The following is a 26,841-nucleotide window of genomic DNA, read 5'->3' as shown; positions in this document are numbered from 1 at the left end:
CGCTCAAAACCGAAAACGCGACGTCGCCGGACTCTAACGTGACGATTTTGCCCTGTTTTCCCCGCGCCTGACCCGGTATCAACGCGCAGGATAGTTAAGCCGAAGAGTCGTTCCGGCTCTTCACCACCATAAGGGAGACCATGCCAATGAAGGTGCTCGTGCCTGTCAAGCGTGTGATCGACTATAACGTGAAGGTTCGTGTGAAGGCGGACGGGAGCGGTGTCGATCTTGCGAATGTGAAGATGTCGATGAACCCGTTTGACGAGATTGCGGTTGAAGAGGCGATCCGTCTGAAAGAAGCGGGCAAGGCCGATGAGGTCATCGCGGTTTCCATTGGCGTCAAACAAGCGCAAGAAACGCTGCGCACGGCGCTGGCCATGGGGGCGGACCGGGCCATTCTTGTGATTGCAGCCGACGATGTGCATCAGGACATCGAACCGTTGAGCGTGGCCAAGATTCTGGCGAAAATCGTCGAAGAAGAGCAGCCCGGCCTCGTGCTCTGCGGCAAGCAGGCGATCGACAATGACATGAACGCGACGGGTCAGATGCTCTCGGCGCTTCTGGGCTGGTCACAGGCGACCTTCGCCTCGAAGCTCGATCTGGACGGCGACACAGCACTTGTCACCCGCGAGGTCGATGGCGGCTTGCAGACCATCAAGGTCAAGACACCCACCATCGTCACCGTCGATCTGCGCCTGAACGAGCCGCGCTATGCGTCGCTGCCCAATATCATGAAGGCCAAGAAAAAGCCGCTGGACGAGAAAACCGCCGCCGATTACGGCGTCGATGTCACGCCTCGGCTTGAAATCACCAGCACATCAGAGCCCGCCTCGCGCGCAGCCGGTGTGATCCTCGGCTCGGTCGACGAGCTGGTTGCGAAACTCAAAGAAGTGGGAGCCGTATGATGTCCGTTCTTCTTCTCGCCGAAGTCACCGATGGGGAACTGGCGCTCGACGCCACAGCCAAGGCCGTCACCGCCGCGGCCAAACTGGGCGATGTGACCGCGCTCTGCTGTGGGGCCTCGGCTGCTGCGGCAGGGGCCGCTGCGGCCAAGATCGCCGGTGTGAAAAAGGTGCTGGTGGCCGAAGATGCCTCCCTTGGTCACCGTCTGGCAGAGCCCACGGCTGCCCTGATCGTGTCGCTCGCCGGGGACTACAGCCATATCGTGGCCCCCGCCACCACCGACGCCAAGAACGTGCTGCCACGCGTGGCGGCGCTTTTGGATGTGATGGTGATTTCCGACGCCTCTGGCGTGGTCGATGCCGACACATTCGAGCGTCCGATCTATGCTGGCAATGCGATTCAGACCGTGAAATCGCGCGACGCGAAGAAGGTCATCAGCTTCCGCACCTCGACCTTTGACGCGGCGGGCGAACAGGCTGCAGCCCCCGTCGAGACCATTTCAGCGGCGGCCAACCCCGGCCTCTCTGAATGGATCGAGGACAAGGTTGCAGCCTCGGACCGTCCCGAACTCACCTCAGCCGGGATCGTGGTCTCGGGCGGGCGCGGCGTCGGCTCCAAGGACGATTTCGCGCTGATCGAAAAACTCGCGGACAAACTTGGGGCCGCTGTCGGCGCGTCCCGCGCGGCGGTCGACTCGGGCTATGCGCCGAACGACTGGCAGGTCGGGCAGACCGGCAAGGTCGTAGCCCCCAACCTCTATGTCGCCGTGGGCATCTCGGGCGCGATCCAGCATCTGGCCGGCATGAAAGACAGCAAGATCATCGTCGCCATCAACAAGGACGAAGAAGCGCCGATTTTCCAGGTGGCCGATTATGGCCTCGTGGCGGACCTCTTTACCGCCCTGCCGGAACTGACCGAGAAGCTCTGAGGCGACTCAAAGCCGCATTGAGACCCGTGCCTCACCGGCGCGGGTTTTTTCATTGAGCCAGCAGTGCTTCCAGAATAGGCGACACCGCCCGCGACGCTTCGGAATGCGCCAGAAGACCCGGCAGGTCGGCGGCAACGGATTCCTGCATCGCGCCGAAGCGCATGCCGCGCGTGCCCTGCGCACAGGCCTCGTCACTGATCACCACCTCGACCACATGGGCCGCCCGCCCCCCCACCGCGCGCAGCATGGCACGGCTGACAAAGGCCGGATCATCCGCCACACCAGAGGACTGATATCCCAGACCCGGCGCGTGCCGTGAAAACCACATCAGGATCACGGGTGCGTCGATCTCTTGCAGAAGGCGCTGCATACGCTCCACCCACACCTCTTGCAGCCCCTCGCGCAGAACGGCAAAGCGGTCGGTCGATATATCTTCCAATCGCCGCATCATGTGCCGTGTGAAATGAAACTCGGTGAAATCGACCTCTGGATAAAGACGCCGCAACCGTGGTGTCGCCTCGAGAAAGCGGTCGTTCCGTCGCGGATGCACTTTGTAGAACGGATTGGAAAGATTCATGGCGCCGGGCACCTGCAACACCACCGCCCGCCCGCGAGAGGCCATCCGCAGCAGCCCCTCATCCTTGAGGAATGCATCAACCCCGGCATTGGGCCAGCCAAAGTTGACACAGGACAGACCCAGCGACCGCTCCATCAGATCGGGATAGGGCCGGTCGATAAATGTGCCATAGGTTTCTGTGCCGCCAAGACAGGCGATGAAATCACCGCTCAATGTCCGTTGCGGACCGCGAAACTCAAGCTTGGACCCGTCGTAGCGGACAGGCCGATAGTCGAGGGGCCGTTGCCCCATGCGTTCAAATGCCATGAAACCCACCTTGATATACTCACCCGGACTAAGGAGTGACCGATTCATCTTGCTAAAAAGCTAAACGACCAATTCGCGGATTATTTTACCCATCACCGACCCTTGCGGCCCGCCCCCGCCGAAGCCTATGCTGGCGCAGCAATCGGACGAGGATCTGGCAGATGGAAATCGCGAAAATCGGTGTGGTCGGGGCAGGCCAGATGGGCAACGGAATCGCCCATGTCATGGCCGTCGCAGGCTATGACGTGCTGCTCAATGACATCAGTGCCGAGGCGCTGGAGCGCGCCTTGGCTGCGGTTCGCAAAAACATGGAACGTCAGGTCAGCCGTGGCAAAATCACGCAAGACGACATGGAAGCGGCCCTTGCCCGGATCGTCACCACCCAAACCCTCACCGATCTGGGCAAAACCGATCTCGTGATCGAGGCCGCAACAGAACGTGAAGCGGTGAAGCAGGCGATCTTCGACGAGCTTTTGCCGCATCTTGAACCCCATACCATCCTGACCTCGAACACCTCGTCGATTTCGATCACGCGACTGGCCAGCCGCACCGACCGCCCCGAGAAATTCATGGGCTTTCACTTCATGAACCCGGTGCCCGTGATGCAGTTGGTCGAACTGATCCGGGGCATCGCCACCGACAAGGACACCTATAACGCCTGTCTCGCCGTGGTCGAAAAGCTGGGCAAGACCGCCGCGTCAGCCGAAGATTTCCCGGCCTTCATCGTCAATCGCATCCTGATGCCGATGATCAACGAGGCGGTCTATACCCTCTATGAAGGGGTCGGAAACGTCAAATCCATCGACGAATCCCTGAAACTGGGCGCCAATCACCCGATGGGACCGTTGGAACTCGCGGATTTCATCGGACTCGACACCTGCCTTGCGATCATGAACGTTCTGCATGACGGGTTGGCGGACACGAAATACCGCCCCTGCCCCCTGCTTACCAAATATGTCGAGGCGGGTTGGCTTGGTCGCAAAACCGGACGCGGCTTTTACGATTATCGCGGCGAAACGCCGGTTCCCACGCGCTAAACTCTAGCTTTGGCCCTCACCCAACGAGAGCGTGTGGGCCCGCAGCCATTCCATGAAGCCGCGTGGGTCGCTGTCCAGCATGGCCATACGCTCGTCGCTGATCGGCGCGCCGACGATAGGCTTCTGCGGTCGGTTGCAGCTATGCACCACCTCATGTAGCAACAGCCCTTGCCGCAACGTGGCCGAAATACGATTGGCTATCTGATACCAGCGGGAATTGGCCCCCGGAAAGAAGATCGGAACCACCGTGGCACCCGAGCGGCGGATCATCTGCGCGGTAAAGACATTCCATTCCCGCTCGACCGCAGGTCCGAACATCGTATCGCTCGACGCCACAACGCCGGACGGAAACACGCTGATCACTCCGCCCTCCTTGAGATGGGCCATCGCCTTGGCCCGCATCTCGACCGATTTTCGCTGCGCATCGGGTTCATGCGGAAAGGGTACGGAGATCATGTAAGAGGCCGCGACCTCATCGATTCCGGTCAAAAGAGCGCGTGTCAGGATCTTGTAATCGCTGCGCCGCCGTCCAATCAGATCGGCCAATATCATGCCATCCACTAGACCATGCGGATGATTGGCCACCACCACAACCGGCCCGTCCAGAGGAATATGCGCCACCTCGGCATCCGGTGTCAGCAGCGGAATGCCCATCGTATCAAGCGCCGCCCGCCAGAATGCCTGACCTGTCGGCGCGCCACGCTTCTCAAATTTGCGGATCATGCGGAGAATGGTGATCTTGCCCGTCATCCATTCCATCATGCGAATGATAAAAGAGGTCAGCCCACTGTCAAAGCTGTTGGCATAGGTCAGGCTGCGACGGTCATATTTGGTAAAGAGGACCGTTTGACCGGCGTCTGCGCCGGGATCTGGCTGTGCCTTGGAATTCACTGCTTTGTTCCTGTCCCGCTCATGTCACCGCCGATTGATCTCGTGCGCTTACATGGTCTCACCAAATCTGTCAGCCACCAAGGCCGCAACCGCCTCGGCCAAAGGTGCTGCGTCCGGCCCCACGATTTCGACGTCAATAGTGCTTCCTTTGGCCGCTGCCAACATCAAAAGCCCCATGATGCTATCCCCCGAGGCTGACTGCCCGTTGCACGACACCTCGGCGCGGGCGTCAAATCCCTCGACGACTTCCACCAGTTTTGCAGCGGCACGGGCGTGCAACCCCTTTTCGTTGACGATCTTCATCTGGCGCGTCACCTTGTCCATACTCACCCTCGCCTCCTCACTCTTCTGATACATTATGACTGTCGATGTATTTCCGGCCCGCCTCCAGCGCGGCGCGCACCGCATCGGATAGCGCCATGTGTCGGCTTTTGGCCAGTTTGATCAACATCGGCAAGTTTGCCCCGTAGAGGATACGGCGATCATTGGGACGACAGGCGCGCAGCGACAGATTTGAGGGGGACCCGCCAAAAATATCCGTAACCAGAACCACACCCCCGCCCGTATCAACCGCGTCCGCAGCGGCACAGATTTCGTCCTGCTTGGCCGTGCGGTCGTGATCGCTCTCGATTGAAATGGCAAGTATTCCAGTCTGCGGACCGACCACATGCTCAACGGCCTTGAGATACTCACTGGCCAGCCCGCCGTGCGCCACGATCACGATCCCGATCAAGACTGTCCCACTCCTCAGACATCAGAGGCGTGACTCGAGGCCTCCGCCCCGCCACGCCGCTCCAGTTCCCGGTGTCTTATTGACACCTGCCAGCTGTCTTTCGCAAGGGTCGCCGCCAAAGTTTCTGCCATGACAACACTGCGGTGCTGCCCGCCCGTACACCCGAACCCGATAGACAGGTAGGCCTTGCCCTCAGTCTCATAGGCTGGCAGCAAGAGCGCAACCAACTCTGTCACCTGACGGCGAAACTCCGCAAAGAGCGGATCTCCCTCGACATGCGCCGCCACGTCTTTGGCGCGCCCATCCAACCCACGCAGCGTCGGCTGCCAATAGGGATTGCGCAGGAACCGACAATCGAAAACCATATCGAGCCCGCGCGGCAAACCGCGTTTGTAGGAAAAGGAATGGACAGACACCGCAAGCCGATGCGCCCCACCCGCGCCATACCAGCGGTCCAACTCAGCGCGCAGATCATGCGGTGACATGTCGGATGTGTCGATCAACATATCAGCCCGTGCGCGCACAGCGGACAGCAAATCGAATTCACGCGCAATCCCGGTCTCCGCAGTCTCATCGGGTGCCAGAGGATGACGCCGCCGCGTTTCCGAAAACCGACGTTGCAGGATCTCGGCACGGCAATCGAGATAGAGCACCTGCAAGGGCACGCCGGGATGCCAATCGCTCCGATCGATCACCTCGATCAGCGCAGTTGTAGAAAAGTCCCGGTTGCGCACGTCGATGCCAAGCGCCAGAGGCTTGTCCGGATGCGGCCCCTCCAGCAGTCGTGGCAAGAGCGACAGCGGCATGTTGTCGATGGCTTCATAGCCCATATCCTCCAGTGCACGGATCGCCGTGCTGCGCCCCGCCCCAGAGGGGCCCGTGACCAGAACAAGACGGTGACGCGCCTCCTCCGGGTCGCAGGCCGTGTCAGACGCGGCGGACATGAATGGCTCCTTCAGACAAGCGTTCCGTGTTTCAGATATAGCAGGATCGCAGCCGGAAAATGCGCATGCGGGGTTTTTTTTAGAATTGGCACCCTGAGGCCCATAATTTCGACCTGCGCCAGCGGCGGCACCCGCTCGCTGCTCTCGGCATCCATATCGATGATCAGAGAGACCGGCTGCGGCCCGACGCAAGGCAGACACAGGATTCCCATGCCGCGCGCCTCGATCTGGCCACGAATGGTGTCGGGGGCATCCGCCATGATACGCCTGTTCTCTGGCCAAATCCGCGTGCGGTCATCCGCGACCAACTCTGCCCCAAGCGCCAGAAGGTGCAGTGCAAGGCCCGACTTGCCTCGCCCCGAGGCCCCCCGGATCAACACGGCACGCCCTGAATGTGCCACGCAGGTGGCGTGGATGATTTCGTCTTTTGGGTCACTTGCGTCCGTCACCGGTTCAGACCGGCAAGCCCACGACAAACCGCGCCCCGAGCGGATCAGAAGTGGCATCAGCATGGGTTGGCCGAATATTCTCGGCCCAGATCACGCCATCATGTGCCTCGACGATCTGCTTGGAAATCGCCAGACCCAGACCGGAATTATTGCCGAAATCGCCTTCGGGTCGCTCGGAATAGAACCGTTGAAACACCTTTTCCAGCGCCTGTTCGGGAATACCCGGTCCAGTATCCTCGACCACCACAAGCACCCGATTGGCCCGCCGGCGCGCCCAGACCCGGATCGCGTCTCCGTCTTCACAGAAACTGATGGCGTTGGTGATCAGGTTAACGAACACCTGCGCCAATCGCCCCTCCAATCCGGTGATCACGATGGGTTGCGACGGGAAATCCATGATGAACTCGATCCCGTTCTTCTGCGCCTCTTCCCCTAGATAATTGCCAAGGTTCTGCAACATCTTGAGCAGATCAAAGGATTCCTGCTCTTCCTTGACCAATTCGCTGTCGAGCCGCGAGGCGTTGGAAATATCACTCACCAGCCGGTCGAGACGGCGCACATCATGCTCGATCACCTCAAGGAGCCGCTCGCGCTGATCCTCGCGTTTGGCAATCCGCATTGTACCCACCGCCGACCGCAGGCTGGCCAGCGGATTCTTGATCTCATGCGCCACATCTGCGGCAAATTGTTCATTGCCGTCGATCCTGTGATAGAGCGCTGAAACCATACCACGCAATGCGCCGCTCAGACGACCAATCTCGTCCGGGCGCGCGGTCAGGTCCGGAATACGAATGCGCCCCTTTGCCCCTTTTCCACGATTGCGATCCCGCCCGATTTCGGCCGCCGCAGCCAGATCGGCCAGCGGGTTGGAAATCGTCGAGGCCAAGATCAGACTGAGCCCCACCGACACAAGCGTGGCGATCAGAAACATCTGCAACACGCGCTCGCGCTCCACGCGGGCCAGCTTGTCGATCTCGCCGCTTGCATTCACGAGCGCCACCACCGCAATGGGCGTATCGCCCTGCATGACGGGGGCTGCCACGGTCAGCACAACGCCATGTGCAGTTTCAGCAGCTTGCATCTGAACGCCGCCGCCTCCGACGGTAACGTCGACCATGTCACGGGCCATATCCTCGACACTGCGGTTGCCATGTACCCGGTCAATCCCCGAAAACGGGCTCGAAATTCGCGCCCAAAGTCGGCTGAGAAAATCCGTCATCGGCGTCGCGGGCAGGTCTGCCGCGCGATCCATCCGCCGGGTTTCACCCACTTTGCGGCCGACCAACATGCCGGTGCGATCAAACAGCAATAGTTCCGTTCCCGCCTGAATATCGAGATATTCCAGCGTTGTGGTCATATCCACCCCGTCGCCGGTCACAAAGCTCACAGGCGCCCCCTCGGGGATACGCGCCTCGACCACGTTGGCAATCAACGCCGTCTGCACCATCAGACTATCGGCGCGCTGCATCGCCAGATTGTCGCGTGAGGAATTCAGGTAGAGGATACCGACAACCAGCACATTCAGCGCAATCAGGTTGAAGGTGATGATTTTGCGCGTGAGCGAGGAGTCGCGAAAACTGAACCAGCCGCGCTTTGCGCGACGGGCGTTCAATTCGCCTTCATCCAGACGATCGGGTGCGACAAAGTCATCGCCAAGAACAAGATCATTGTCCTTACGCGGTTGCACGTTCCGCATCCCTATCCTCTCGGCGAGCGCCATTATTCCTCGTTGTACCGGTACCCGATACCATAGAGTGTCTCAATCGCCGAAAACTCGGGATCGACCATCCGCAATTTCTTGCGCAGACGCTTGATGTGGCTGTCGATGGTGCGATCATCGACATAGACCTGATCGTCATAGGCGACATCCATCAGCTGATCGCGGCTCTTGACGAAACCGGGGCGTTTGGCCAGCGCCTGAAGCAGCAGAAACTCAGTCACCGTCAGCGACACATCCTGCCCCTTCCAACCCACCGAATGTCGCAGCGGGTCCATCACCAGATTGCCACGTTCGATCACCTTGGTCTCTTCGGTCTCGACCACGACATGGCCGTTCGCGGCATCCTGTCGACGCAACAACGCCCGTATCCGCTCGACCAGCAGACGCTGGGAAAACGGCTTTTTCACATAATCGTCCGCGCCCATGCGCAAACCCAGAACCTCGTCGATCTCATCATCCTTCGAGGTGAGAAAGATCACCGGCATCTGGGATTTCTGCCGCAACCGCTGGAGCAGGTCCATCCCATCCATGCGCGGCATCTTGATGTCAAGAACCGCCATATCTGGCAGCTTCTTGCTAAAGGCGTCAAACGCCTGTTGTCCATCATTATAGGTTTCAACCTCAAAGCCTTCGGCCTCAAGTGTCATGGAAACGGATGTCAGAATATTCCTGTCATCGTCCACGAGGGCGATCCTAGACATAATTCTATTCCTTTTACTGCTCAGTTTGCCTGCATTTTTTGTGCCACTATGCTCTCTTTCCCGCTTCGTTATCAATCCAAATCTGCGAATCAGACCCAGCGCCATCGGCTATTGACGCAAAAATATCTTGATAATGGCTAAATTGACTCACTTAACCCGTCAAAGAGGTGGCGCGTTTTCGCTAACATACGTCTGGTTGCGCTAACTTGCGCTTGGTTGCGCTAACCGCATGAAACCGCCCTATTATTTTACACAAGCGTCATGCTAAGAGCCGCCCAGCCGGGCAGATCGCCCGACCGACGCCGCTCGGCGGCGCCTGAAATGACACCGCATTTCCTGCGGGTCTGGCTAACAGGAGCTTGGCATCATGACATTTGGACGGGTCAACCCGCAATTTCGGCTCGAAGATCAAGGCATCTCCGACCTGGGCAATGTCTATTACAACCTGATCGAACCGGCGCTGATCGAGGCCGCGCTCACGCATGGAGAGGGCACTCTGGGTCAAGGGGGCGCATTGCTCGTGACCACGGGCAAATTCACCGGCCGGTCGCCCAAGGACAAACATATCGTCAAGACCGACAGCGTTGCCGACACCATCTGGTGGGAAAACAACGCCGCCATGTCGCCCGAAGGATTTGACGCGCTCTACGAGGACATGCTGACCTATCTCAAGGGCCGCGATGTCTTTGTTCAGGATTTGATTGGCGGCGCGGACCCCGCGCACTCGATCAATATGCGCATGATCTCGGAACTGGCTTGGCACAGCCTCTTCAACCGCACCATGCTGCGCCGCCCCGAACGCGAGGCACTCGATCATTTCACCGCCGATTTCACCGTGATCAACTGCCCCGGCTTCAAGGCCGACCCCGTGCGCCACAACTGCCGCTCGGAAACCGTGATCGCAATGAATTTCGACCGCAAGCTGATCCTTGTGGGCAATACCGAATATGCGGGCGAGAACAAGAAATCGGTCTTTTCGCTGCTCAACTACCTCTTGCCGGAAAAAGGCATCATGCCGATGCATTGCTCGGCCAACCACGCGCAGGGCAATCCGGTGGATACGGCCATCTTCTTTGGCCTCTCGGGCACCGGCAAGACCACGCTATCCGCCGATCCGGATCGTATCCTTTTGGGCGATGACGAACACGGCTGGTCGGATCGCGGCACCTTCAATTTCGAGGGTGGCTGCTATGCCAAGACCGTCAACCTCAGCGCCGAGGCAGAGCCGGAAATCTACGCCACCTGCTCGATGTTCGGCACTATCATCGAAAACATGGTGTTCGACCCCGAGACGCTGGAACTGGACTTCGAGGATGACAGCCTCACGCCCAACATGCGCTGCGCCTATCCGCTGCACTATATCTCCAACGCCTCGGATACAGCGCTTGGCGGGCATCCCAAGAATGTCATCATGCTGACCTGCGATGCCTTTGGCGTGCTGCCGCCGATTTCGCGGCTGACCCCGGCACAGGCGATGTATCATTTCCTGTCGGGCTTCACCTCCAAAATGGCGGGCACCGAGCGCGGCATTACCGAGCCGCAGCCGGTGTTTTCCACCTGTTTCGGTGCGCCCTTCATGCCCCGCCGCCCCGAAGTCTATGGCAACCTCCTGCGCGAGAAAATCGCCAAGCACGGCGCAACCTGCTGGCTGGTCAATACCGGCTGGACTGGCGGTGCCTTTGGCACCGGGTCGCGCATGCCGATCAAGGCCACCCGCGCGCTCCTGACCGCTGCTCTGGATGGCTCGCTGAACGATGTCGAGTTCCGCAAGGATCCGAATTTCGGCTTTGAAGTGCCCGTGAACGTTCCCGGCGTGGCCGAGGTGCTGCTTGATCCCCGCCGCACATGGGACAATCCAGACGCCTATGATGCCCAAGCCGCCAATCTGGTGCAGATGTTCACGGACAACTTCGCGCAATACATTCCGTTCATCGACGAGGATGTAAAGGCGGCATCGCTGGGCTGAACCCGCTTAACACGGGGCCCTCGCCGTCGATGGCGGGGGCTCAAACATCTGCCGCTTTGCCGCCGTCAACTGCCCTTTGCCAGCGGCACAATCGCAGGCTCAGTCTCGGGCGCCAATTCTTCGAAATCGAAATTGTCCAGCCGCCGTGCCCGCCGTCCCGCCTTGTCCGCCGAAATCCGGATCTCCGCCACATCTTTGGCCGCAAGGCTGAAATGCCGGTCCAGGTTTTCGACCCGCGCCCCCAAACGATCCACATCCGCAAACAAAAGACCCAATTCCCGCCTTATCGCCCCCGCCTGCTCGCGCATCCGCGCGTCCTTGAGGATCGCACGCATGGTGTTGAGCGTGGCCATACAGGTTGTCGGCGACACGATCCACACCCGCGCGGCAAACCCATCGCGCACCACCTCAGGGAAATTGGCGTGCAACTCGGCATAGACTGCCTCGGAGGGCAGGAACATCAGCGCCCCGTCAGCGGTTTCGCCTTCGATGATGTATTTCTCGGAAATATCCTTGATATGCTTGCGCACCGCCGTCCGCATGCCCCGCGCCGCTTCGGCCAATTCCGCATCGGTCTTGGCCCGGCGCAGCGCCTCATAGGCCTCTAGCGGAAATTTGCTGTCGACACAGATCGGCCCCGGCGGGTTGGGCAGATGAATGAGACAATCCGCCCGCCGCCCGTTCGAGAGCGTCGCTTGCAGCGTGTAGCTGTCCGACGGCAGCGCCTTGGTGACAATATCGGTGAGCTGGATTTCCCCAAACGCCCCCCGCGTCTGCTTGTTCGACAGGATATCCTGCAACGACAGCACATCACCCGAGAGCTTGGTGATATTGTCCTGCGCCTTGTCGATGACCTGCAACCTCTGCTGCAATTCGCCGAGCGATTGCGCCGTGCGCCGCGACGTGCCTTGCAGGTTCTCGGTCATGGCGTGGCTCACCTGCGCCAGCCGCTTTTCCATCAGTTGCAACAGATGCGATTGCGCCGCCGCCTGCGCCTCGGACACATGATTGAGCCCGCCCGCCAATTGATGCTGCCCATCCGACAAGCCCTGCACCCGCTGCCCCAATTGCCCCATCTGAGAGGCCAAAGGCTCCGCCAGCCGCGCCGACCGATTGGCCGCCCGCAGCGCGAGGATCAGCAGGAGGAGGATCAGCACCACCACACCCGCGCCGATCACCACCGCCAGAACAACCGGATCATCAAAGGCATAGGTCTGACCGCCAATCTGGATCATGTGCGCCCGAACAGCCGTTCAATATCTGACAGCCGCAATTCCACATAGGTGGGCCGCCCGTGGTTACATTGCCCCGACATCGGCGTGCGCTCCATCTCGCGCAGGAGCGCGTTCATTTCCTCGGCGCTCATCCGGCGGCCAGACCGGACCGAGCCATGACAGGCCACCCGGCTCAGGATCGCGTCGATCCGCAATTTGAGCGTGCCGCTTGCGCCCTGATCCTGCAACTCGTCAAGAATATCACGCAACAGCGCGCCCGCGTTGACCGGCCCCAGAATGGCGGGCGTTTCGCGCACCGCGAGGCTGCCCGGCCCAAACGGCTCGATCCCCAGCCCCAGCCCCGCCAGTTCCTCGGCATGATCCATCAGACACGCGCAATCGGCCTCTGAGAAATCGACAATCTCAGGGATCAAGAGCGCCTGCGCCGCGATGCCACTCTCGGCCATCTGGCGTTTCAGCCGCTCATAAACCAGTCGCTCATGCGCGGCGTGCTGATCGACGATCACCATGCCGGTTTCGGTCTGGGCGATGATGTAATTCTCATGCACCTGCGCCCGCGCGGCCCCAAGCGGCAACGCCGTGGCGGGTGGTTCCTCCACCTGCGGTTCGGGCGCGCTCTCAACCCGCGCACTCCAATCCTCGGCCATATCGGCAAAACCGGGCGCTTGTGCGCTATAGGCCAGGGCCCGCGCCTGTGGTGACGGGCGATCCATCTGATAGACGCGCCCCACCGGCTCTGCCCGGAACGCGCCCAAGGTCGCGCCCGCCACTGTGGTCGAGGCCCGATGCCCCGCCTCGGCCAAGGCATGCCGCAGGCCAGAAACAATCAACCCCCGCGCCAGCCCCGGATCGCGAAACCGCACCTCGGATTTTGCCGGATGCACGTTCACATCGACCAGCGTGGGATCACAGTCCAAAAACAGCGCCGCCGCCGGATGCCGGTCCCGGCTCAAAACGTCCTGATACGCGGCGCGCAACGCGCCGTAGAGCATCTTGTCCCGCACAGGACGCCCGTTGACAAAGAGATACTGCGCCACGGCTGATCCCCGCGAATAGGTGGGCAGCGCGGCATAGCCGGTCATCCTCACGCCCTCACGCGTCGCATCAATCTTGAGCGCATTCTCGGCAAATTCCGCCCCCAGCACCCGCGCCAACCGCCCATGCAACGCGTCAAACAGATCACCGTTTTCAGGATCGGCGCGAAACACGATCCGCCCCTCCCCCCCGCCCGACACATCGCGCAGCACAAAGCCCACAAACGGCTCTGCCATTGCCAACCGCTTGACCGTGTCGGCAATCGCCTGCGCCTCGGCCCGGTCCGAGCGCATGAACTTGAGCCGCGCGGGCGTGGCATAGAAAAGATCGCGCAGCGTGACCACCGTGCCGGCATTGAGGGCTGCAGGTTTCACCGCCCCCATCTGCCCGCCCGCCACCGTGATTTCCGCGGCCTCATCCCCTGCGCGCGACGCAATCGTCAACCGCCCCACCGCGCCAAGCGACGGCAACGCTTCGCCGCGAAACCCAAAGGTATGGATATTCAGCAGGTCCGATCCGTCAATCTTCGACGTCGCATGCCGCGACAAGGCGAGCGGCAGTTGATCCGGCGCCATGCCACAGCCATCGTCGCTGACCCGGATCAGCGTCTTGCCCCCATCCGCAAAACCCACCTCGATCCGGGTCGCCCCGGCATCAAGCGCGTTTTCAACCAGTTCCTTGACCGCAGAGGCGGGCCGTTCCACCACCTCACCGGCGGCAATGCGATTGACCGCAGCCTCGTCCAATTGACGTATTTGCGGCTGAGCGGCGCGTATATTGGGGTTTGGGCTGTTCATACCGCTAGACTTAGCACAGATCACCGCGATTCTGCCAGAGAAGCGATATCAAGCACCGCATATAAAAAGCCCGGGCGCGAACGCCCGGGCAAGCTCTCTCAAGATCTGTCAGGAAGGAGAAGGATCAGCTCTTGGAGAATTCAGGATAGGCTTCCATGCCCATTTCCGCCATGTCGAGCCCGTTGATCTCGGTCTCTTCATCGACCCGCAGACCCATCGTGCCCTTGATGATCAGCCAGACCACGAAGCTGATGACAAAGGTGAAGGCACCGTAGGCGAAGATCCCCAGAAGCTGGGTGCCGATGCTGGCATCGCCGTAGAACACAACAGCGATTGTGCCCCAGATACCGCAAAACAGGTGAACCGGGATCGCGCCAACAACATCGTCGATCTTGAACTTGTCGAGCATGGGCACGGCAAGCACCACGATCACACCGCCAACAGCGCCGATCCAGAGCGCACCGAACAGGCTGGGCGCGAGCGGCTCAGCGGTGATCGACACAAGGCCAGCCAAGGCACCGTTGAGAACCATGGTGAGATCAGGCTTCTTGTAGAGAACCTGTGTCATGATCAGCGCCGCAATCGAACCCGCCGCCGCCGCCATATTGGTGTTGGCAAAGATCCGCGACACGTCCGAGACATCGCCCACGGTGCCCATGGCAAGCTGCGAGCCACCGTTAAAGCCGAACCAACCCAGCCACAGGATGAACGTGCCCAGAGTGGCAAGCGCGAGGTTCGAACCCGGCATCGGCGTGACCTTGCCATCCTTGCCATATTTCCCAAGACGCGGGCCCAGAATGATTGCCCCCGCCAGAGCGGCCCAGCCGCCCACGGAATGCACGATGGTCGAGCCTGCGAAGTCGGAGAAGCCCGCTTCGGACAACCAGCCACCGCCCCACTGCCAGGACCCGGAAATCGGATACATAAAGCCGGTGAGAACGATGACAAAGGCAAGGAACGGCCAGAGCTTGATCCGCTCGGCCAGAGCGCCCGACACGATCGAGGCGGTGGCCGCGACAAACACCAACTGGAAGAAGAAGTCAGACCCGATCGAGGCATAATCCAGCGCCGCATCCGCCGCCGCAACGCCAACCGGATCCAGCTCTGTCATGGAAAAGAACGGTCCAACCCAACCGGCCATCAGCCAGCCGTCACCGGGATACATGAGGTTGAAGCCGACCAGCCAATACATGATCGTCGCAAAGGAATAGAGAACGATATTCTTGGTCATCTGCATCGTGACGTTTTTGGAGCGTACCAGCCCGCCTTCGAGCATGGCAAAGCCCGCCGCCATGAAGAAGACCAGAAAGCCCGCCATGCAGAACAGCAGCGTCGTCATGATGTAGGGGCCGATTTCATCGAAGCTCGGCGCAGCCTCCGCTGCGTCCTGAGCCAGCCCCATCTGCGGCAACGCAATCAGCGTTGCGGCAAGGCCGAGTTTTAACATGGAATTCATGGTAAGTATCCTTTCCCCTGCGCGCTCAGAGCGCGTCATCATTGGTTTCGCCGGTGCGCACGCGCACGGCTTGCTGGATGTCGAGCACGAAAATCTTGCCGTCACCGATCTTGCCGGTGCGCGCGGTCTTGGTGATGGTCTCGACCACCTGATCGGCCATCCCGGCGGAAACCGCGATTTCCAGTTTTATCTTTGGCACGAAGTTCACGGCGTATTCCGCACCGCGATAGATTTCCGTGTGCCCGGACTGCGAGCCAAAGCCCTTGATCTCGGTCACCATCATGCCGCGCACGCCGATATCGGTCAGCGCCTCGCGGACCTCTTCAAGCTTGAACGGCTTTATCGTTGCAATGATGAGTTTCACGTCTGCCCCTTTCGGTTTGCGGTGTCTCAGCGCGTTGTTTGCACATGCAGAAAAGGCAGAGATGGCAGAGTCTGGAAGGGTGAAGGCGGGAAATCGCCTGTTAAATCACCCCTGAGCGCTCAAAATATGTGCATATAAATTAGTAAGCCTAAAATTTATGCAAACTAGAAATCACGATCTGTGCTCAGCGGGTCTCTACTTTTGCAATCCCGCACTATAAACTGCGCCAAAGACACAAGGCCGAGCAGGGCAAGCATGAGCACGTCAGGACCGAGAAAACCGCCTTTGGTGGCCCCCAAGCGCACGCGCAAGGAGCCACCAAAAGCCGCGCGCAAAACCAAGACCAAGCGCGCGTCGCGCCGCCCTCGCGCGCGCAGCCGCAATCCCATCGTGCGAGTCCTCGGAGGGATCATCCGCTGGGTACTGCGCCTGATTTGGGGAATCGGTTGGCGACTGACCGCCGTCGTGGCTCTCGTTGTGGCGACATTCGTGGGTTACACCTACACGACCCTGCCCGATTATCAGACCCTGATGGACGGGCGCGCCAAAGGCTCCGTCACCCTGCTGGACAGCGCGAGCGAGGTCTTTGCCTGGCGAGGAGATCAATTCGGGGGCGTCGTCACCGCCGAGACCATCAGCCCGCATCTCAAGAACGCTGTCATCGCCACCGAGGACCGCCGCTTTTACCTGCATCCCGGCGTTGACCCTATCGGTATCGCCAGCGCCATTCGCATCAATCTCAGCGAGGGGCGCGGCCCGCTGTCGGGCAACGGTGGCTCGACCATCACGCAGCAAACCGCAAAACTTTTGTGCTTCGGCACCGCCTATAAAGAAAGCGAATGGGAGAGCGAGGCGGATTACATCGCCGACTGTCGCCGCACGTCGCTGGCGCGCAAGGCGCGCGAGGCGATCTATGCCATGGCGATGGAGGCGAAATACTCAAAGGACCAGATCCTGTCGGTCTATCTCAACCGCGCCTATCTGGGCGGCGGCGCTTACGGTGCCGAGGCCGCGGCGCAGCGCTATTTCGGCAAATCCTCGGCCAATCTCAACCCCGCCGAGGGGGCGATGATTGCGGGCCTCCTGACCGCACCCTCCACGCTTGCTCCCACCGCCAATCTGGAACGCTCGCGCAACCGCGCCTCGGTCGTGGTCGGGCTGATGCGTCGTCAGGGCTATCTCAGCGATCAAGAGGCCGCGCTGGCCCTCGCCAATCCCGCAGAACTCTCCGAGGCGGCAGAGCGGCAGGCAGGTGGCTACTTTGCCGATTGGGTGATGTCCTCGGGACCAGAGTTCTTCACCCGTGACACTACCGAAGATGTGATCATCCGCACCACGCTTGATCAGCGCGTGCAACGCGCCGCAGAAGACGCGCTGACCTATATCTTTGACGAAAAGGTCCGAGAAGGCTCCAAGGCGCAGGCCGCTATCGTTGTCATGTCCGCCGATGGCGCGGTGCGGGCCATGGTCGGCGGGCGCAAGTCAAAGGTCATCGGCGCCTTCAACCGCGCCACACAGGCCAAACGCCAGACCGGATCGGCCTTCAAACCCTTTGTCTATGCCACGGCGTTGGAACTGGGTAATTCCTACGATTCCGTCGTGGTGGACGAGCCCTATTGCCTCAACATCCCCGGCTCTGGTCGTTGGTGCCCGGAAAATTACACCCGCAACTACAAGGGTCGCGTCACCCTCACAGAGGCCCTCGCGCAATCCCTCAACATCCCCGCAGTCAAAATCTCCGAGAGCGTCGGGCGCGACCTTGTGCGCAAGGTTGCCAGCGATTTCGGTATCGACAGCGATCTGGCCGCTGGTCCCGCCCTGGCCCTCGGTGCCTCTGAGAGCACGCTTCTGGAAATGACCGGCGCCTATGCGGGCATCCTGAACGGTGGCTCCTCCGTAACACCCTACGGTCTGGTCGAATTGAAGCTGCTGGGCGAAGACACGCCTCTCATGGGCACCGGTGGCGGTATCGGCGAGCGCGTCATTCAGGAAAGCGCGGCGCAGGAGCTCATCTATATGATGACGAAAGTCATCGACGGCGGCACCGGCAGCCGCGCCCGCTTGCCCGACCGTGAGGCCGCAGGCAAAACCGGCACGACACAGGCCGCCCGCGATGCGTGGTTTCTGGGCTTTACCGCCGACTACGTGGCCGGCGTCTGGATGGGCTATGACGACAACACCCCCCTCAGCGGTGTGACAGGCGGCGGTCTCCCGGCGGAAATATGGCAGGAAACCATGGTGCGCGTGCATGAAGGGATTGATCCCAAACCCCTGCCCATGCTGCGCCCCAAACCGCGCCCGGCTCCGGTGCAGCCGGCCCCACAGCAGCGTCAGGCCCCCCAGCGCAGCAACAACCCGATTGAAAGCATCCTGCGGGGGATCTTCGGCGGCAACTGAAAACGGCGCCCGGATAGGGGCGCCGTTCACGATAGAACCGAACAGGTAAAATCCTCACCCGGCTTGTTTGAGATCCGCGATCAGTGCGTTCACGTCACCATTGCGACGATCCAGCATCGCCCCGATTTCGGTGCGTTCGCTGAGGCGCAGGCTGATCCCCTCGATGATCATATCAAAGAACAGATCCTTGCCCGACCGGTCCGACACCAGAAAACTCACTTCGAACGGCGATTGTCCGCGCAGATAGGCGGTGGATTTGACCTCATGCCAGGATTTCACCTGCTTGACCGAGTTCACTTCGATTCGGCCACCGACGAATTCATTGAACCGCTTGCCGTATTTCCGCGCGATATAGCCACGGAACGCTTCCGTGAAGGCACGCAATTGCGCCGACGACACCCGATTGGCATCCGCACCAAGCGTCGAACGGGCAATGATGTTCACATCAGCATAGGTGTTGAAGATGCGTTCAAAGTCCGAGATCATCCCTGACAGCGGCTTGCCTGAGGCGATTACACGGTTGATATTGCTCACAACAGCATCCACCAGCGTGCGCGCCCGTGCATCGTCAAGTGCCCAGACAGCTCCGGGGAATGAGGCAAGGCCAGTCAAAGCCAGACCTGCGGTGACAAAGTGGCGACGGTTCATGTTATTCAGCATAGGGATCCTCCAACGTGACGGATGGCTCAGATGTGCCGTAGGGGTCATCATAGACATTATCAGATGTACCGCCCAGCTTGAACCGCCGGTTTTGCAGGAAGATCGAGCGTGACTGCGCGTAACTGTCAGCACTCTCGTAAAGGATCGCATCAATCGTTTCCGAGAACCTATCGCGTTTGGACAGCCCTGCGGCCACCCCGGCCCCTGTGCCGATCAGGCTTTCAGGGGATTCGACGATATAGCTGAGCGGATTGGTAAAGAGATCAACGGCGATGCCCCAGGTGTCCCGCTCGGTCGACGGGCCCAAGAGCGGCAGCTCAACATAGGCCCCCTCGCGCGCGCCCCAGACATGCAGGGTCTGACCGAAATCGGTATTTGTGCCCGCAGGCATCCCCATCTCGCTCGCCGGATCAAAGAATCCCCCAAGGCCAAAGGTGGTGTTGACCACCAGCCGCGCCGTATCGTGAATTGCGCCTCGCATATTGAGCTGCAGCACATTGTTGACGATGTCGCTCGGCAAGGACAGATTCGTTGAAAACCGCCCAATCATGGTTTCAATATCGTCGGGAATAGCGGCACTATAGCCCTTGGCCACCGGGCGAACCAGAGATCTGTCCAGACCACGGTTGAACTGATGCACCCCCCGGTTCTGCGACTCGTAGGGATCGAACACCCCTCGTGTGGTCTCCGACGGATCAGGTCGCGCGCAGGCGGCCATCAAGGAAAGACCCACCAACGCGGTGACGCGCAGTGCAGGTCCGGAAGCGGAATTGAAACGTGACAGCAACAATGGAGTATCCGTTATTATACGAGTCAGAGATTTACATAAACCATAGCTTGAACAAACCCATCATCCCAAGGCCCATGTTCACAATGCTGTGGCAGAATGGTGACAGAGCCTGTATGGCAGGATCAGAAACGCTTTGGATCAACAGAACACTTAAACGATGACGGCAGGACATTCGATTGGATAAGTTGAAATTAGAAGCAGGTCGCGAAGAATTGCGCATCGCGCGGCGCGAAAGTCGTGGTCTCTACTGGTTTGTGGGCATTTTCAGTTTTTTCGTGAACCTGCTGATGCTGACCGGGCCCATCTACATGTTGCAGGTCTATGACCGCGTCCTGAGCAGCCGCTCTCTCGAGACACTGATCGCGCTCTCGGTGTTGGTGCTCTTTCTTTATACCATGATGGGCCTTTTGGACTATGCCCGTGGTCGGGTCATGGGTCGGGTTGGCGCGCGGTTTCAGGCCCGCCTCGATCGGCGCGTGTTCGACGCGGTGATTCGCAAATCCGCTGTGCAGCCCGATGCCAATACCGCCACCGGCCTCCGTGACCTCGAATCCATCCAACGTCTGATGACCTCGCCCGTGTTGCTGGCGATTTTCGATATGCCATGGGCTCCGTTCTTTCTGGCTGCAATCTGGGTGTTTCACCCTTGGCTCGGCATCCTTGCGCTGGTCGGGGGCGCGGTTCTGGTCTTGGTGACGATGATCAATCAGGTCGTGACCCGCCGCCCCACCGGACAGGCCAATACCGCAAGCGTTGAGGCCGAGGCGATTTCGCAGCAATTGCGCAACGAATCCGAGATGATACAAGCCATGGGCATGCGTGACGCCGCCTTTGACCGCTGGCAGGCCGTGCGCGGCCGGGCCCTTTCGACAGCCATTGAATCCGCGGATATCGGGGGCACCTTTACAACCTCGACCAAGGCGCTGCGCCTGCTGCTGCAATCGGCGATGCTCGGTCTTGGGGCATGGCTCGTGCTGCGCGGGGAACTGACACCCGGCGCCATGATCGCTGGCTCGATCCTGATGGGGCGTGCGCTCGCCCCAATCGAGCAGGCCATCGGCCAATGGGCTCTGGTCCAGCGCGCGATGAAAGGCTGGGACAGTCTCGCCGAACTCCTGGGCAGCGTGCCGCCCGAACAGCCCCGCACCCCCCTACCCCGCCCAAAGGCGCGGCTTGAGGTGCAGCAACTGACCATGGTTCCCCCCGGCGAGAGCCTGGCCGTGCTTAAAACCCTGACGTTCAAGGTGGAACCCGGTCAGGCCGTCGGCGTGATCGGACAGTCCGGCGCAGGCAAATCCACCCTGGCCCGCGCCATCACCGGCGTCTGGCGGCCTGCTGGCGGCAAGATCCGGCTCGAGGGCGCCACGCTCGACCAATATTCGCCCACTGTGCTTGGCCAATTGATCGGCTATCTGCCGCAGCGCGTGCAGCTCTTTGATGGCACCATCGCCGAGAATATCGCCCGGCTCGCCACCCAACCCGATGCCGCCAAAATCGTCGAGGCGGCGCGCAAGGCCGACGCCCATGAGATGATCCTCAAACTGCCCAATGGCTATGACACCCGCGTCAGCGCCAGCGGCGGACGGCTCTCGGGAGGGCAAATGCAGCGCATCGGCCTTGCCCGTGCGATGTATGGCGATCCCATGGTCCTCGTTCTGGACGAGCCGAATTCCAATCTCGACAATGAGGGCAGCGAGGCGGTCAATGCCGCAATCCGCGGCTTCAAGGCCGAGGGCAAGGCAGTGATCGTCGTCGCTCACCGCCCCGCCGCAATCAAGGAATGCGACATGCTTCTGATGCTCGAAGGTGGTGTCATGCGCGCCTTTGGCCCTCGCGAAAAGGTACTCAAGGAAGTGCTCCAGAACCATGAACAACTGGCCAGTGCGACCAGTGCCGGAGGTGTGCAATGAGCGCCCCCGCCTCCGGTGCATGGTCCGCCCGCAAACCGCTGATCATCGGGCTGATCGGGCTTATTCTTCTCGTGGGTGGATTCGGCACATGGGCGGTCTTCACCCAGATTTCCGGCGCGATCATCGCACCGGGCCGCATCGAGGTAGATCAGAATCGTCAAGTCGTCCAGCATCCCGACGGCGGCGTGGTCTCCGCCATCGAGGTCAAGGAAGGCGACCGCGTTAGCGCCGGTCAGGTGCTCGTTCGCCTTGACCCCACCGACCTGCAATCCGAACTCTCGATCATCGAAAACCAGCTTGCCGAACTCATGGCACGCCGAGGCCGCCTCGAGGCAGAGCGGGATGGGCGCGACACGCTGAAATTCGATCCGTTGCTGATCGAAATCTCGGCCCAGAACAGTGACGCTGACGATCTCATGGCCGGGCAAAAGACCCTCTTCGACGCGCGCGCCCAGACCGTCGTCGCCGAGATTGACCAATTGCACAAACGCCGTAGCCAGATCACAAATCAGATCGACGGCATCGACGCGCAGCAAGTGGCGCTCGCACGGCAACTCGAGCTGATCGAACTGGAGTTGACCGACCAGCAATCACTTTTGGATCGTGGCCTCGCACAAGCCAGTCGCGTCCTCAACCTGCAACGCGAACAGGCGCGGCTCAGCGGCACGATGGGCGATCTTGCCGCACAAAGAGCCGAGGCAGAGGGCCGCATCACCGAAATTGAGATCACCATCCTCAAACTCGGCACCGACCGGCGCGAAGAAGCGATTACCACCCTGCGCGATCTGCAATTCCGCGAGTTGGAATTGCGCGAACAGCGCCGCGCCCTGATCGAACAAATGGGACGGCTCGACATCCCGTCCCCGGTTTCGGGCGTGGTCTACAACCTTCAGGTCTTTGCCCTGCGCTCTGTGATCCGCCCGGCTGATCCGGTCCTTTTCATCGTGCCACAGGACCGCCCTTTGGTGATCAACGCCCGCGTGGACAGCATTCATGTCGACAAGCTCTTTGTCGGGCAGGAAGTGACCCTGCGCTTCTCAGCACTCGATCAACGCACCACGCCAGAACTTTTCGGGCGTGTCACCCAGATTTCCGCTGATGCCTTCGAGGACGAGGCGACGCGCGCCAGCTATTACCGCGCTGAAATCGTGCTGAGCGAAGGCGAACAGGCCCGTCTGCCCGAGGGCACCGCCCTCATTCCCGGCATGCCGGTCGAGGCGTTTATCCGCACCGCCGACCGCACCCCGATCGCCTATCTGGTCAAGCCATTCACCGACTATCTGGCCAAGGCGTTTCGAGAGTAAAAGCGACGTTGTGGCGGCAGGTTGTGACCTGAAGGTGACATTTGCCCCAATCGCTTCCGCGCGGAGTCAATCCCGAAGGGCAGCGCGCAAGTCAGACAGAGTCAGGATTTTCGATTTCCTTCCCCGCGCTCTGCGGCTAGCGTCGCCGCGACACATCCACAAGGGAGACAGAGAGATGAGCCAGTTCGAGAAAAAACTTGCCGAAATGGGCGTGACCCTGCCCAAAGCCCCGGCCCCTGCCGCAAATTACGTGCCCTATGTTCTGGCGGGCGACATGCTCTTTGTCTCAGGCCAGATCGCCAAGGACGGCGACACTTTGCTAACCGGCAAACTCGGCGCTGATCTCGATATACCCGCCGGGGCCGCGGCGGCTCGCGCCTGCGCGATTGCCCTTCTGGCTCAGGTCAAGGCGGCCTGCGGTGGCGATCTCGACCGTCTGGTGCGCGTCGTGAAACTCACAGGTTTCGTCAATTCCACCGCCGACTTCACCCAGCAACCTGCCGTGATCAACGGCGCGTCCGATTTCATCGGCGAGGCGTTGGGAGAGGCGGGCAAACACGCCCGCGCCGCTGTGTCCGCCCCTTCGCTGCCCTTTGGCGTCGCGGTGGAAATCGACGGGATATTCCAAATCAAATGAGCGCCCTCCCCGACGCGTTCCGTCGCCTTCCCCTCGCCCATCGCGGGTTGCATGATCTGACCCAAGGCCGTCCTGAGAATTCCCGCGCAGGCCTCACGGCGGCCATCGCCGCAGGCTACGGGATAGAGATCGACCTGCAACTCAGCCACGACAACCGGGCGATGGTGTTTCACGACTATGACCTTGGCCGCCTCACCGCTGCAAAAGGCCCCATTCGCCAACGCGACGCCGCTGATCTGGCGCGGATTCCGCTCTTGGGCGGCGACGAGGGCATTCCCGACCTGCCCGAAATTCTCAGCCTTGTCGCGGGTCGCGTGCCGCTGCTGATTGAACTCAAGGATCAGCACGGCCAGATGGGCGAGAGCTGCGGCACGCTCGAGGCCGCGACCGCCGCGGCCCTCACCCACTATGACGGTCCCGTCGCCGTCATGTCTTTCAACCCGCATATGGTGGCGCGGATGCTCTCGCTCGCCCCGGACATTCCGCGCGGCATTGTCACCTGCGGCTATACCGCCGAGGATTGGCCCCTCCTGCGTGCTGACACCCGCGACCGCCTGCGCGACATTCCCGATTATGACGCCACCAGCGCCTGCTTTGTCAGCCATGACATCGCCGATCTGGACAGAGCCCGCCTTGACGCTCTGCGCTCTGACGGCTCGACACTCCTTTGCTGGACCGTCCGAAGCCCGCAAGCCGAGTCAGAAGCCCGCAAACGTGCAGACAATATCACCTTTGAGGGCTACCTGCCGGATTTCCCCGCTTGAACCGCCTCCCGCGCGGTCCAGATAACCCAGCGGGCAATGGCAATCGGGGCAAGGGCAGTCACCGCAGATGACGAAAGATCAAATCACCATCACCCTGCACAATCGCCTGTCCGACATAGGGCAGGCGGAATGGGACGCCTGTGCCTGTCCCGAGGCCGCAACCCGCAGGCCAGAGGACCCTTTCACCACCTACCGCTTTCTCGCGGCACTGGAAGACAGCCGCTCGGTTGGGACGGGCAGCGGGTGGCAACCCCATTACCTGAGCGCCGAACAGGACGGCCAGATCATCGCCGTAGCACCGCTTTATCTGAAATCCCATTCTCAGGGCGAATACATCTTCGATCACAACTGGGCCCATGCCTATGAGCGTGCGGGCGGGCGCTACTATCCAAAATTCCAGATCGCCGTGCCCTTCACCCCGGCCACAGGCCGCCGCCTGCTGACCCGTCCCGGCTTCGAGGAAATCGGCCGCGCCGCCTTGATCGAGGGGGCCTTGGATGTGGCGACCCGCAATGGCCTGTCGTCCCTCCACCTCACTTTCTGCACCGAAGAAGAGGCCAACGCAGGCGCAGCCCATGGCCTCCTGCCCCGACGCACGCAGCAATATCACTGGCTCAACCGGAACTACCTGGATTTTGACGCCTTTCTCACCGATCTTTCGTCGCGCAAACGCAAGGCGATCCGCAAGGAACGCGCCCGCGCCGCGGATTTTGGCGGCCAGATCCTGACCCTCACCGGCGATCAGATCCTTCCGGAGCATTGGGATGCAGTCTGGACCTTTTATCAGGATACGGGTGCGCGCAAATGGGGCACGCCCTATCTCACCCGCGCATTTTTCAACCGCGCCCACGAGACCTTACGCGATGACATCCTGCTGATCCTCGCACTGCGCGATGGACAGCCCGTGGCCGGGGCCATGAACCTGATCGGAGCATCGGCACTATATGGCCGGTATTGGGGCTGTATCGAGGATCACCCCTGCCTGCATTTCGAACTCTGTTATTACCGAGCCATCGAATTCGCCATTGAACAGGGGCTTCAAAGAGTAGAGGCTGGCGCACAAGGAGAACACAAACTGGCGCGCGGCTACCTGCCTGTGGTCACGCATTCCCTGCACTGGCTGCGCGATCCGGGTTTTACCGAGGCCGTGGCGCAGTATCTCAAGGCCGAACGTGCCGCCGTCGACGAGGATATCGAGATCCTCACCACCTATGGGCCCTTCCGCAAGACGACACAGGAGGATCACGAATGACCGAAAAACTCAGCGACACCGCCCGCAAGACCACCCTGGAGCCCTTGCTCGGGAATGGCTGGGCCATGACCGAGGGCCGCGACGCGATCCACAAAACCTATAAGTTTGGCGATTTTGTCGAGGCCATGGGCTTTATGACCCGCGCCGCCCTCTGGGCAGAGAAATGGAATCACCATCCCGAATGGTTCAATGTCTACAACCGGGTCGAGGTGACGCTCACCACCCATGACGTGAGCGGTCTCAGCAGCTTGGACGTGAAACTCGCCCGCAAGTTCGATGGGTTGGTGGCGCAGACCTAAAACGAAAACGCCCCGGCACTTGGCCGGGGCGGATCATTTCGTGGTTCAGACAGGCCCCCCTGCCCGGACCTCAATGCTTGCGCAACTTCCGGATTGCCTCCAGTTCCGAGGCACTGATCCCGGTATTGCGTGTGATGGCATCGGGCTTTTGCCCAAACCGCGCCATGTCGATGGCCTGCTCGATCATACGGTCACTCACCAGCCAGTCGAAATCACGGCGCATCTCGTCCATCCGGTCCGCGATGCTGACCAAGGACGCCTCTTCGCCCAGCCCAAGCCGGTTCCCCAAGCGACGGGCGATATGCTCGATCTCGGCCTCGCTCAGCCGAAGCACCTGACCGCTCAAATGCGCCACCATCCGCGCCATCCGGAGCGACACCGCAAGCAAGAGCGGCAGCGCGATCATGCAAAGCACCGTCAGCGCATAGAGGGTAATCTCAAAATTAGTCATGTCTGCCCTCGTCTCAGCGCATCATCGCGCTGTAATCCTGAAAAATACTGTCGGCGATGCGCTTGGCATCCACCGGATAGTTGCCATTGGCGACCGCGTCCTTGATCCGCGAGACGCGTTCGGCGTCAAACGGCGGGCCTTGGTCGACCATCCGCTCGATCACTCCGATCGAGGCAGAGGTGCTGAGCTTGACGGAATCCACGGAACTCACAGGCTGATGCGCTCGCGTGCCGCTGGCACCGCCCGGCGCGCTCTCGGTCGAAACCGGCATCAGCCGCGGTCGCGCGGCGTGGGAAGAGTTGACTGAATCGACCATTGGATCTCTCCGGTGGGAC

Annotated in this window: 27 protein-coding genes; 11 read left to right on the top strand and 16 right to left on the bottom strand. The window is 60.8% G+C overall.

What is annotated here, in order from left to right; all coding sequences use genetic code 11:
• The first annotated feature begins 146 nt into the window (after nucleotides 1-146).
• Both ACSSVY_RS03435 and ACSSVY_RS03430 read left to right on the top strand, forming a co-directional pair.
• Nucleotides 147-905: an electron transfer flavoprotein subunit beta/FixA family protein gene (locus ACSSVY_RS03435; protein WP_045682167.1), complete on the top strand. Its 759-nt coding sequence runs from the start codon at nucleotides 147-149 to the stop codon at nucleotides 903-905.
• Nucleotides 905-1,831: an electron transfer flavoprotein subunit alpha/FixB family protein gene (locus tag ACSSVY_RS03430; protein WP_045682205.1), complete on the top strand. Its 927-nt coding sequence runs from the start codon at nucleotides 905-907 to the stop codon at nucleotides 1,829-1,831. Before ACSSVY_RS03435 ends, ACSSVY_RS03430 begins: the two co-directional genes overlap by 1 nt.
• A gap of 49 nt (nucleotides 1,832-1,880) precedes the next feature.
• Here the strand turns inward: ACSSVY_RS03430 and ACSSVY_RS03425 are convergent, their stop codons facing one another.
• Complete coding sequence (locus ACSSVY_RS03425) at nucleotides 1,881-2,714, bottom strand: DUF6473 family protein (protein ID WP_454268038.1); 834 nt, start codon at nucleotides 2,712-2,714, stop codon at nucleotides 1,881-1,883.
• 161 nt (nucleotides 2,715-2,875) lie between these two features.
• Between ACSSVY_RS03425 and ACSSVY_RS03420 the strand changes: the two genes are divergently transcribed.
• Nucleotides 2,876-3,751 carry a 3-hydroxybutyryl-CoA dehydrogenase gene (locus ACSSVY_RS03420; protein WP_454268037.1) on the top strand — a complete coding sequence of 292 codons (876 nt, stop codon included), beginning with the start codon at nucleotides 2,876-2,878 and terminating at the stop codon, nucleotides 3,749-3,751.
• Nucleotides 3,752-3,754: 3 nt separating this feature from the next.
• Here the strand turns inward: ACSSVY_RS03420 and ACSSVY_RS03415 are convergent, their stop codons facing one another.
• Genes ACSSVY_RS03415 through ACSSVY_RS03385 form a run of 7 tightly spaced genes read right to left on the bottom strand, consistent with a single transcriptional unit; the run spans nucleotide 3,755 to nucleotide 9,189 of the window.
• Nucleotides 3,755-4,642, bottom strand: a complete 888-nt coding sequence (locus ACSSVY_RS03415) for a lysophospholipid acyltransferase family protein (protein WP_454268036.1) — start codon at nucleotides 4,640-4,642, stop codon at nucleotides 3,755-3,757.
• Nucleotides 4,643-4,690: 48 nt separating this feature from the next.
• The gene (locus ACSSVY_RS03410; RefSeq protein WP_009815666.1) at nucleotides 4,691-4,966 is read right to left on the bottom strand and encodes an HPr family phosphocarrier protein; all 276 of its coding nucleotides are present in this window, start codon (nucleotides 4,964-4,966) and stop codon (nucleotides 4,691-4,693) included.
• A 16-nt stretch (nucleotides 4,967-4,982) separates the two neighbouring features.
• Nucleotides 4,983-5,375 (bottom strand): PTS sugar transporter subunit IIA, encoded by a 393-nt coding sequence (locus ACSSVY_RS03405; protein ID WP_454268035.1) that lies wholly within the window; start codon nucleotides 5,373-5,375, stop codon nucleotides 4,983-4,985.
• 14 nt (nucleotides 5,376-5,389) lie between these two features.
• On the bottom strand, nucleotides 5,390-6,319 hold the full coding sequence (rapZ, locus tag ACSSVY_RS03400) for an RNase adapter RapZ (RefSeq protein WP_454268034.1): 930 nt from the start codon (nucleotides 6,317-6,319) through the stop codon (nucleotides 5,390-5,392).
• Between the two features lie 11 nt (nucleotides 6,320-6,330).
• Nucleotides 6,331-6,831: an HPr kinase/phosphorylase gene (locus ACSSVY_RS03395; protein WP_454268033.1), complete on the bottom strand. Its 501-nt coding sequence runs from the start codon at nucleotides 6,829-6,831 to the stop codon at nucleotides 6,331-6,333.
• Nucleotides 6,773-8,488, bottom strand: coding sequence for a sensor N-terminal transmembrane domain-containing protein (locus ACSSVY_RS03390; RefSeq protein WP_454268032.1), 1,716 nt, complete (start codon nucleotides 8,486-8,488; stop codon nucleotides 6,773-6,775). The genes ACSSVY_RS03395 and ACSSVY_RS03390 overlap by 59 nt, the downstream gene beginning before the upstream one ends.
• Nucleotides 8,488-9,189, bottom strand: coding sequence for a response regulator transcription factor (locus ACSSVY_RS03385; protein WP_454268031.1), 702 nt, complete (start codon nucleotides 9,187-9,189; stop codon nucleotides 8,488-8,490). Before ACSSVY_RS03385 ends, ACSSVY_RS03390 begins: the two co-directional genes overlap by 1 nt.
• Before the next feature lie 367 nt (nucleotides 9,190-9,556).
• On the opposite strand from ACSSVY_RS03385, the gene ACSSVY_RS03380 reads away from it, so the two are divergent.
• Nucleotides 9,557-11,155, top strand: a complete 1,599-nt coding sequence (locus ACSSVY_RS03380) for a phosphoenolpyruvate carboxykinase (RefSeq protein WP_454268030.1) — start codon at nucleotides 9,557-9,559, stop codon at nucleotides 11,153-11,155.
• Nucleotides 11,156-11,220: 65 nt separating this feature from the next.
• Here ACSSVY_RS03380 and ACSSVY_RS03375 read toward each other — a convergent pair whose 3' ends face one another.
• The 4 genes from ACSSVY_RS03375 to ACSSVY_RS03360 form a co-directional block, all read right to left on the bottom strand.
• Nucleotides 11,221-12,390, bottom strand: coding sequence for a DNA recombination protein RmuC (locus ACSSVY_RS03375; protein ID WP_454268029.1), 1,170 nt, complete (start codon nucleotides 12,388-12,390; stop codon nucleotides 11,221-11,223).
• Nucleotides 12,387-14,222 carry a DNA mismatch repair endonuclease MutL gene (mutL, locus tag ACSSVY_RS03370; protein WP_454268028.1) on the bottom strand — a complete coding sequence of 612 codons (1,836 nt, stop codon included), beginning with the start codon at nucleotides 14,220-14,222 and terminating at the stop codon, nucleotides 12,387-12,389. The genes ACSSVY_RS03375 and mutL overlap by 4 nt, the downstream gene beginning before the upstream one ends.
• 124 nt (nucleotides 14,223-14,346) lie before the next feature.
• Nucleotides 14,347-15,678, bottom strand: a complete 1,332-nt coding sequence (locus tag ACSSVY_RS03365; RefSeq protein WP_040650265.1) for an ammonium transporter — start codon at nucleotides 15,676-15,678, stop codon at nucleotides 14,347-14,349.
• A gap of 25 nt (nucleotides 15,679-15,703) precedes the next feature.
• Nucleotides 15,704-16,042 carry a P-II family nitrogen regulator gene (locus ACSSVY_RS03360; RefSeq protein ID WP_009815676.1) on the bottom strand — a complete coding sequence of 113 codons (339 nt, stop codon included), beginning with the start codon at nucleotides 16,040-16,042 and terminating at the stop codon, nucleotides 15,704-15,706.
• A 255-nt stretch (nucleotides 16,043-16,297) separates the two neighbouring features.
• Here ACSSVY_RS03360 and ACSSVY_RS03355 point away from each other — a divergent pair, with 255 nt between their 5' ends.
• The gene (locus tag ACSSVY_RS03355; RefSeq protein WP_454268027.1) at nucleotides 16,298-18,439 is read left to right on the top strand and encodes a transglycosylase domain-containing protein; all 2,142 of its coding nucleotides are present in this window, start codon (nucleotides 16,298-16,300) and stop codon (nucleotides 18,437-18,439) included.
• 54 nt (nucleotides 18,440-18,493) lie between these two features.
• On the opposite strand, the gene ACSSVY_RS03350 is transcribed toward ACSSVY_RS03355, so the two are convergent.
• On the bottom strand, nucleotides 18,494-19,099 hold the full coding sequence (locus ACSSVY_RS03350) for an MlaC/ttg2D family ABC transporter substrate-binding protein (protein ID WP_454268026.1): 606 nt from the start codon (nucleotides 19,097-19,099) through the stop codon (nucleotides 18,494-18,496).
• Nucleotides 19,089-19,817: an MlaA family lipoprotein gene (locus ACSSVY_RS03345; RefSeq protein WP_454268227.1), complete on the bottom strand. Its 729-nt coding sequence runs from the start codon at nucleotides 19,815-19,817 to the stop codon at nucleotides 19,089-19,091. The genes ACSSVY_RS03350 and ACSSVY_RS03345 overlap by 11 nt, the downstream gene beginning before the upstream one ends.
• A gap of 248 nt (nucleotides 19,818-20,065) precedes the next feature.
• Here ACSSVY_RS03345 and ACSSVY_RS03340 point away from each other — a divergent pair, with 248 nt between their 5' ends.
• The 6 genes from ACSSVY_RS03340 (at nucleotide 20,066) to ACSSVY_RS03315 (ending at nucleotide 26,055) form a co-directional block, all read left to right on the top strand.
• Complete coding sequence (locus ACSSVY_RS03340) at nucleotides 20,066-21,799, top strand: type I secretion system permease/ATPase (protein WP_454268025.1); 1,734 nt, start codon at nucleotides 20,066-20,068, stop codon at nucleotides 21,797-21,799.
• Nucleotides 21,796-23,103: an HlyD family type I secretion periplasmic adaptor subunit gene (locus ACSSVY_RS03335; RefSeq protein WP_454268024.1), complete on the top strand. Its 1,308-nt coding sequence runs from the start codon at nucleotides 21,796-21,798 to the stop codon at nucleotides 23,101-23,103. Before ACSSVY_RS03340 ends, ACSSVY_RS03335 begins: the two co-directional genes overlap by 4 nt.
• A gap of 175 nt (nucleotides 23,104-23,278) precedes the next feature.
• Complete coding sequence (locus tag ACSSVY_RS03330) at nucleotides 23,279-23,740, top strand: RidA family protein (protein ID WP_297781200.1); 462 nt, start codon at nucleotides 23,279-23,281, stop codon at nucleotides 23,738-23,740.
• The gene (locus ACSSVY_RS03325; RefSeq protein ID WP_454268023.1) at nucleotides 23,737-24,504 is read left to right on the top strand and encodes a glycerophosphodiester phosphodiesterase family protein; all 768 of its coding nucleotides are present in this window, start codon (nucleotides 23,737-23,739) and stop codon (nucleotides 24,502-24,504) included. Before ACSSVY_RS03330 ends, ACSSVY_RS03325 begins: the two co-directional genes overlap by 4 nt.
• Nucleotides 24,505-24,571: 67 nt before the next feature.
• Nucleotides 24,572-25,756 carry a GNAT family N-acetyltransferase gene (locus tag ACSSVY_RS03320; RefSeq protein WP_454268022.1) on the top strand — a complete coding sequence of 395 codons (1,185 nt, stop codon included), beginning with the start codon at nucleotides 24,572-24,574 and terminating at the stop codon, nucleotides 25,754-25,756.
• Nucleotides 25,753-26,055: a 4a-hydroxytetrahydrobiopterin dehydratase gene (locus tag ACSSVY_RS03315; protein ID WP_454268021.1), complete on the top strand. Its 303-nt coding sequence runs from the start codon at nucleotides 25,753-25,755 to the stop codon at nucleotides 26,053-26,055. Before ACSSVY_RS03320 ends, ACSSVY_RS03315 begins: the two co-directional genes overlap by 4 nt.
• Before the next feature lie 70 nt (nucleotides 26,056-26,125).
• Here ACSSVY_RS03315 and ACSSVY_RS03310 read toward each other — a convergent pair whose 3' ends face one another.
• Together ACSSVY_RS03310 and flgM are read right to left on the bottom strand one after the other, a co-directional pair.
• Nucleotides 26,126-26,506: a hypothetical protein gene (locus ACSSVY_RS03310; protein WP_454268020.1), complete on the bottom strand. Its 381-nt coding sequence runs from the start codon at nucleotides 26,504-26,506 to the stop codon at nucleotides 26,126-26,128.
• Between the two features lie 13 nt (nucleotides 26,507-26,519).
• On the bottom strand, nucleotides 26,520-26,822 hold the full coding sequence (gene flgM / locus ACSSVY_RS03305; RefSeq protein WP_009815688.1) for a flagellar biosynthesis anti-sigma factor FlgM: 303 nt from the start codon (nucleotides 26,820-26,822) through the stop codon (nucleotides 26,520-26,522).
• Between the last annotated feature and the right edge of the window lie 19 nt (nucleotides 26,823-26,841).

This window comes from Roseovarius sp. MBR-51 (genome assembly GCF_053628575.1).
This window is presented reverse-complemented; position numbering and strand designations above follow the sequence as displayed.

Excerpts from the sequence above, each read along its gene's own strand:
- ACSSVY_RS03435 (WP_045682167.1), top strand. The coding sequence starts at position 147 with ATGAAGGTGCTCGTGCCTGTCAAGCGTGTGATCGACTATAACGTGAAG.
- ACSSVY_RS03430 (WP_045682205.1), top strand. The coding sequence starts at position 905 with ATGTCCGTTCTTCTTCTCGCCGAAGTCACCGATGGGGAACTGGCGCTC.
- ACSSVY_RS03425 (WP_454268038.1), bottom strand. The coding sequence starts at position 2,714 with ATGGCATTTGAACGCATGGGGCAACGGCCCCTCGACTATCGGCCTGTC.
- ACSSVY_RS03420 (WP_454268037.1), top strand. The coding sequence starts at position 2,876 with ATGGAAATCGCGAAAATCGGTGTGGTCGGGGCAGGCCAGATGGGCAAC.
- ACSSVY_RS03410 (WP_009815666.1), bottom strand. The coding sequence starts at position 4,966 with ATGGACAAGGTGACGCGCCAGATGAAGATCGTCAACGAAAAGGGGTTG.
- rapZ (WP_454268034.1), bottom strand. The coding sequence starts at position 6,319 with ATGTCCGCCGCGTCTGACACGGCCTGCGACCCGGAGGAGGCGCGTCAC.
- ACSSVY_RS03395 (WP_454268033.1), bottom strand. The coding sequence starts at position 6,831 with ATGCTGATGCCACTTCTGATCCGCTCGGGGCGCGGTTTGTCGTGGGCT.
- ACSSVY_RS03390 (WP_454268032.1), bottom strand. The coding sequence starts at position 8,488 with ATGGCGCTCGCCGAGAGGATAGGGATGCGGAACGTGCAACCGCGTAAG.
- ACSSVY_RS03385 (WP_454268031.1), bottom strand. The coding sequence starts at position 9,189 with ATGTCTAGGATCGCCCTCGTGGACGATGACAGGAATATTCTGACATCC.
- ACSSVY_RS03380 (WP_454268030.1), top strand. The coding sequence starts at position 9,557 with ATGACATTTGGACGGGTCAACCCGCAATTTCGGCTCGAAGATCAAGGC.
- ACSSVY_RS03375 (WP_454268029.1), bottom strand. The coding sequence starts at position 12,390 with ATGATCCAGATTGGCGGTCAGACCTATGCCTTTGATGATCCGGTTGTT.
- mutL (WP_454268028.1), bottom strand. The coding sequence starts at position 14,222 with ATGAACAGCCCAAACCCCAATATACGCGCCGCTCAGCCGCAAATACGT.
- ACSSVY_RS03365 (WP_040650265.1), bottom strand. The coding sequence starts at position 15,678 with ATGAATTCCATGTTAAAACTCGGCCTTGCCGCAACGCTGATTGCGTTG.
- ACSSVY_RS03355 (WP_454268027.1), top strand. The coding sequence starts at position 16,298 with ATGAGCACGTCAGGACCGAGAAAACCGCCTTTGGTGGCCCCCAAGCGC.
- ACSSVY_RS03350 (WP_454268026.1), bottom strand. The coding sequence starts at position 19,099 with ATGCTGAATAACATGAACCGTCGCCACTTTGTCACCGCAGGTCTGGCT.
- ACSSVY_RS03345 (WP_454268227.1), bottom strand. The coding sequence starts at position 19,817 with ATGGCCGCCTGCGCGCGACCTGATCCGTCGGAGACCACACGAGGGGTG.
- ACSSVY_RS03335 (WP_454268024.1), top strand. The coding sequence starts at position 21,796 with ATGAGCGCCCCCGCCTCCGGTGCATGGTCCGCCCGCAAACCGCTGATC.
- ACSSVY_RS03330 (WP_297781200.1), top strand. The coding sequence starts at position 23,279 with ATGAGCCAGTTCGAGAAAAAACTTGCCGAAATGGGCGTGACCCTGCCC.
- ACSSVY_RS03325 (WP_454268023.1), top strand. The coding sequence starts at position 23,737 with ATGAGCGCCCTCCCCGACGCGTTCCGTCGCCTTCCCCTCGCCCATCGC.
- ACSSVY_RS03320 (WP_454268022.1), top strand. The coding sequence starts at position 24,572 with ATGACGAAAGATCAAATCACCATCACCCTGCACAATCGCCTGTCCGAC.
- ACSSVY_RS03315 (WP_454268021.1), top strand. The coding sequence starts at position 25,753 with ATGACCGAAAAACTCAGCGACACCGCCCGCAAGACCACCCTGGAGCCC.
- ACSSVY_RS03310 (WP_454268020.1), bottom strand. The coding sequence starts at position 26,506 with ATGACTAATTTTGAGATTACCCTCTATGCGCTGACGGTGCTTTGCATG.
- flgM (WP_009815688.1), bottom strand. The coding sequence starts at position 26,822 with ATGGTCGATTCAGTCAACTCTTCCCACGCCGCGCGACCGCGGCTGATG.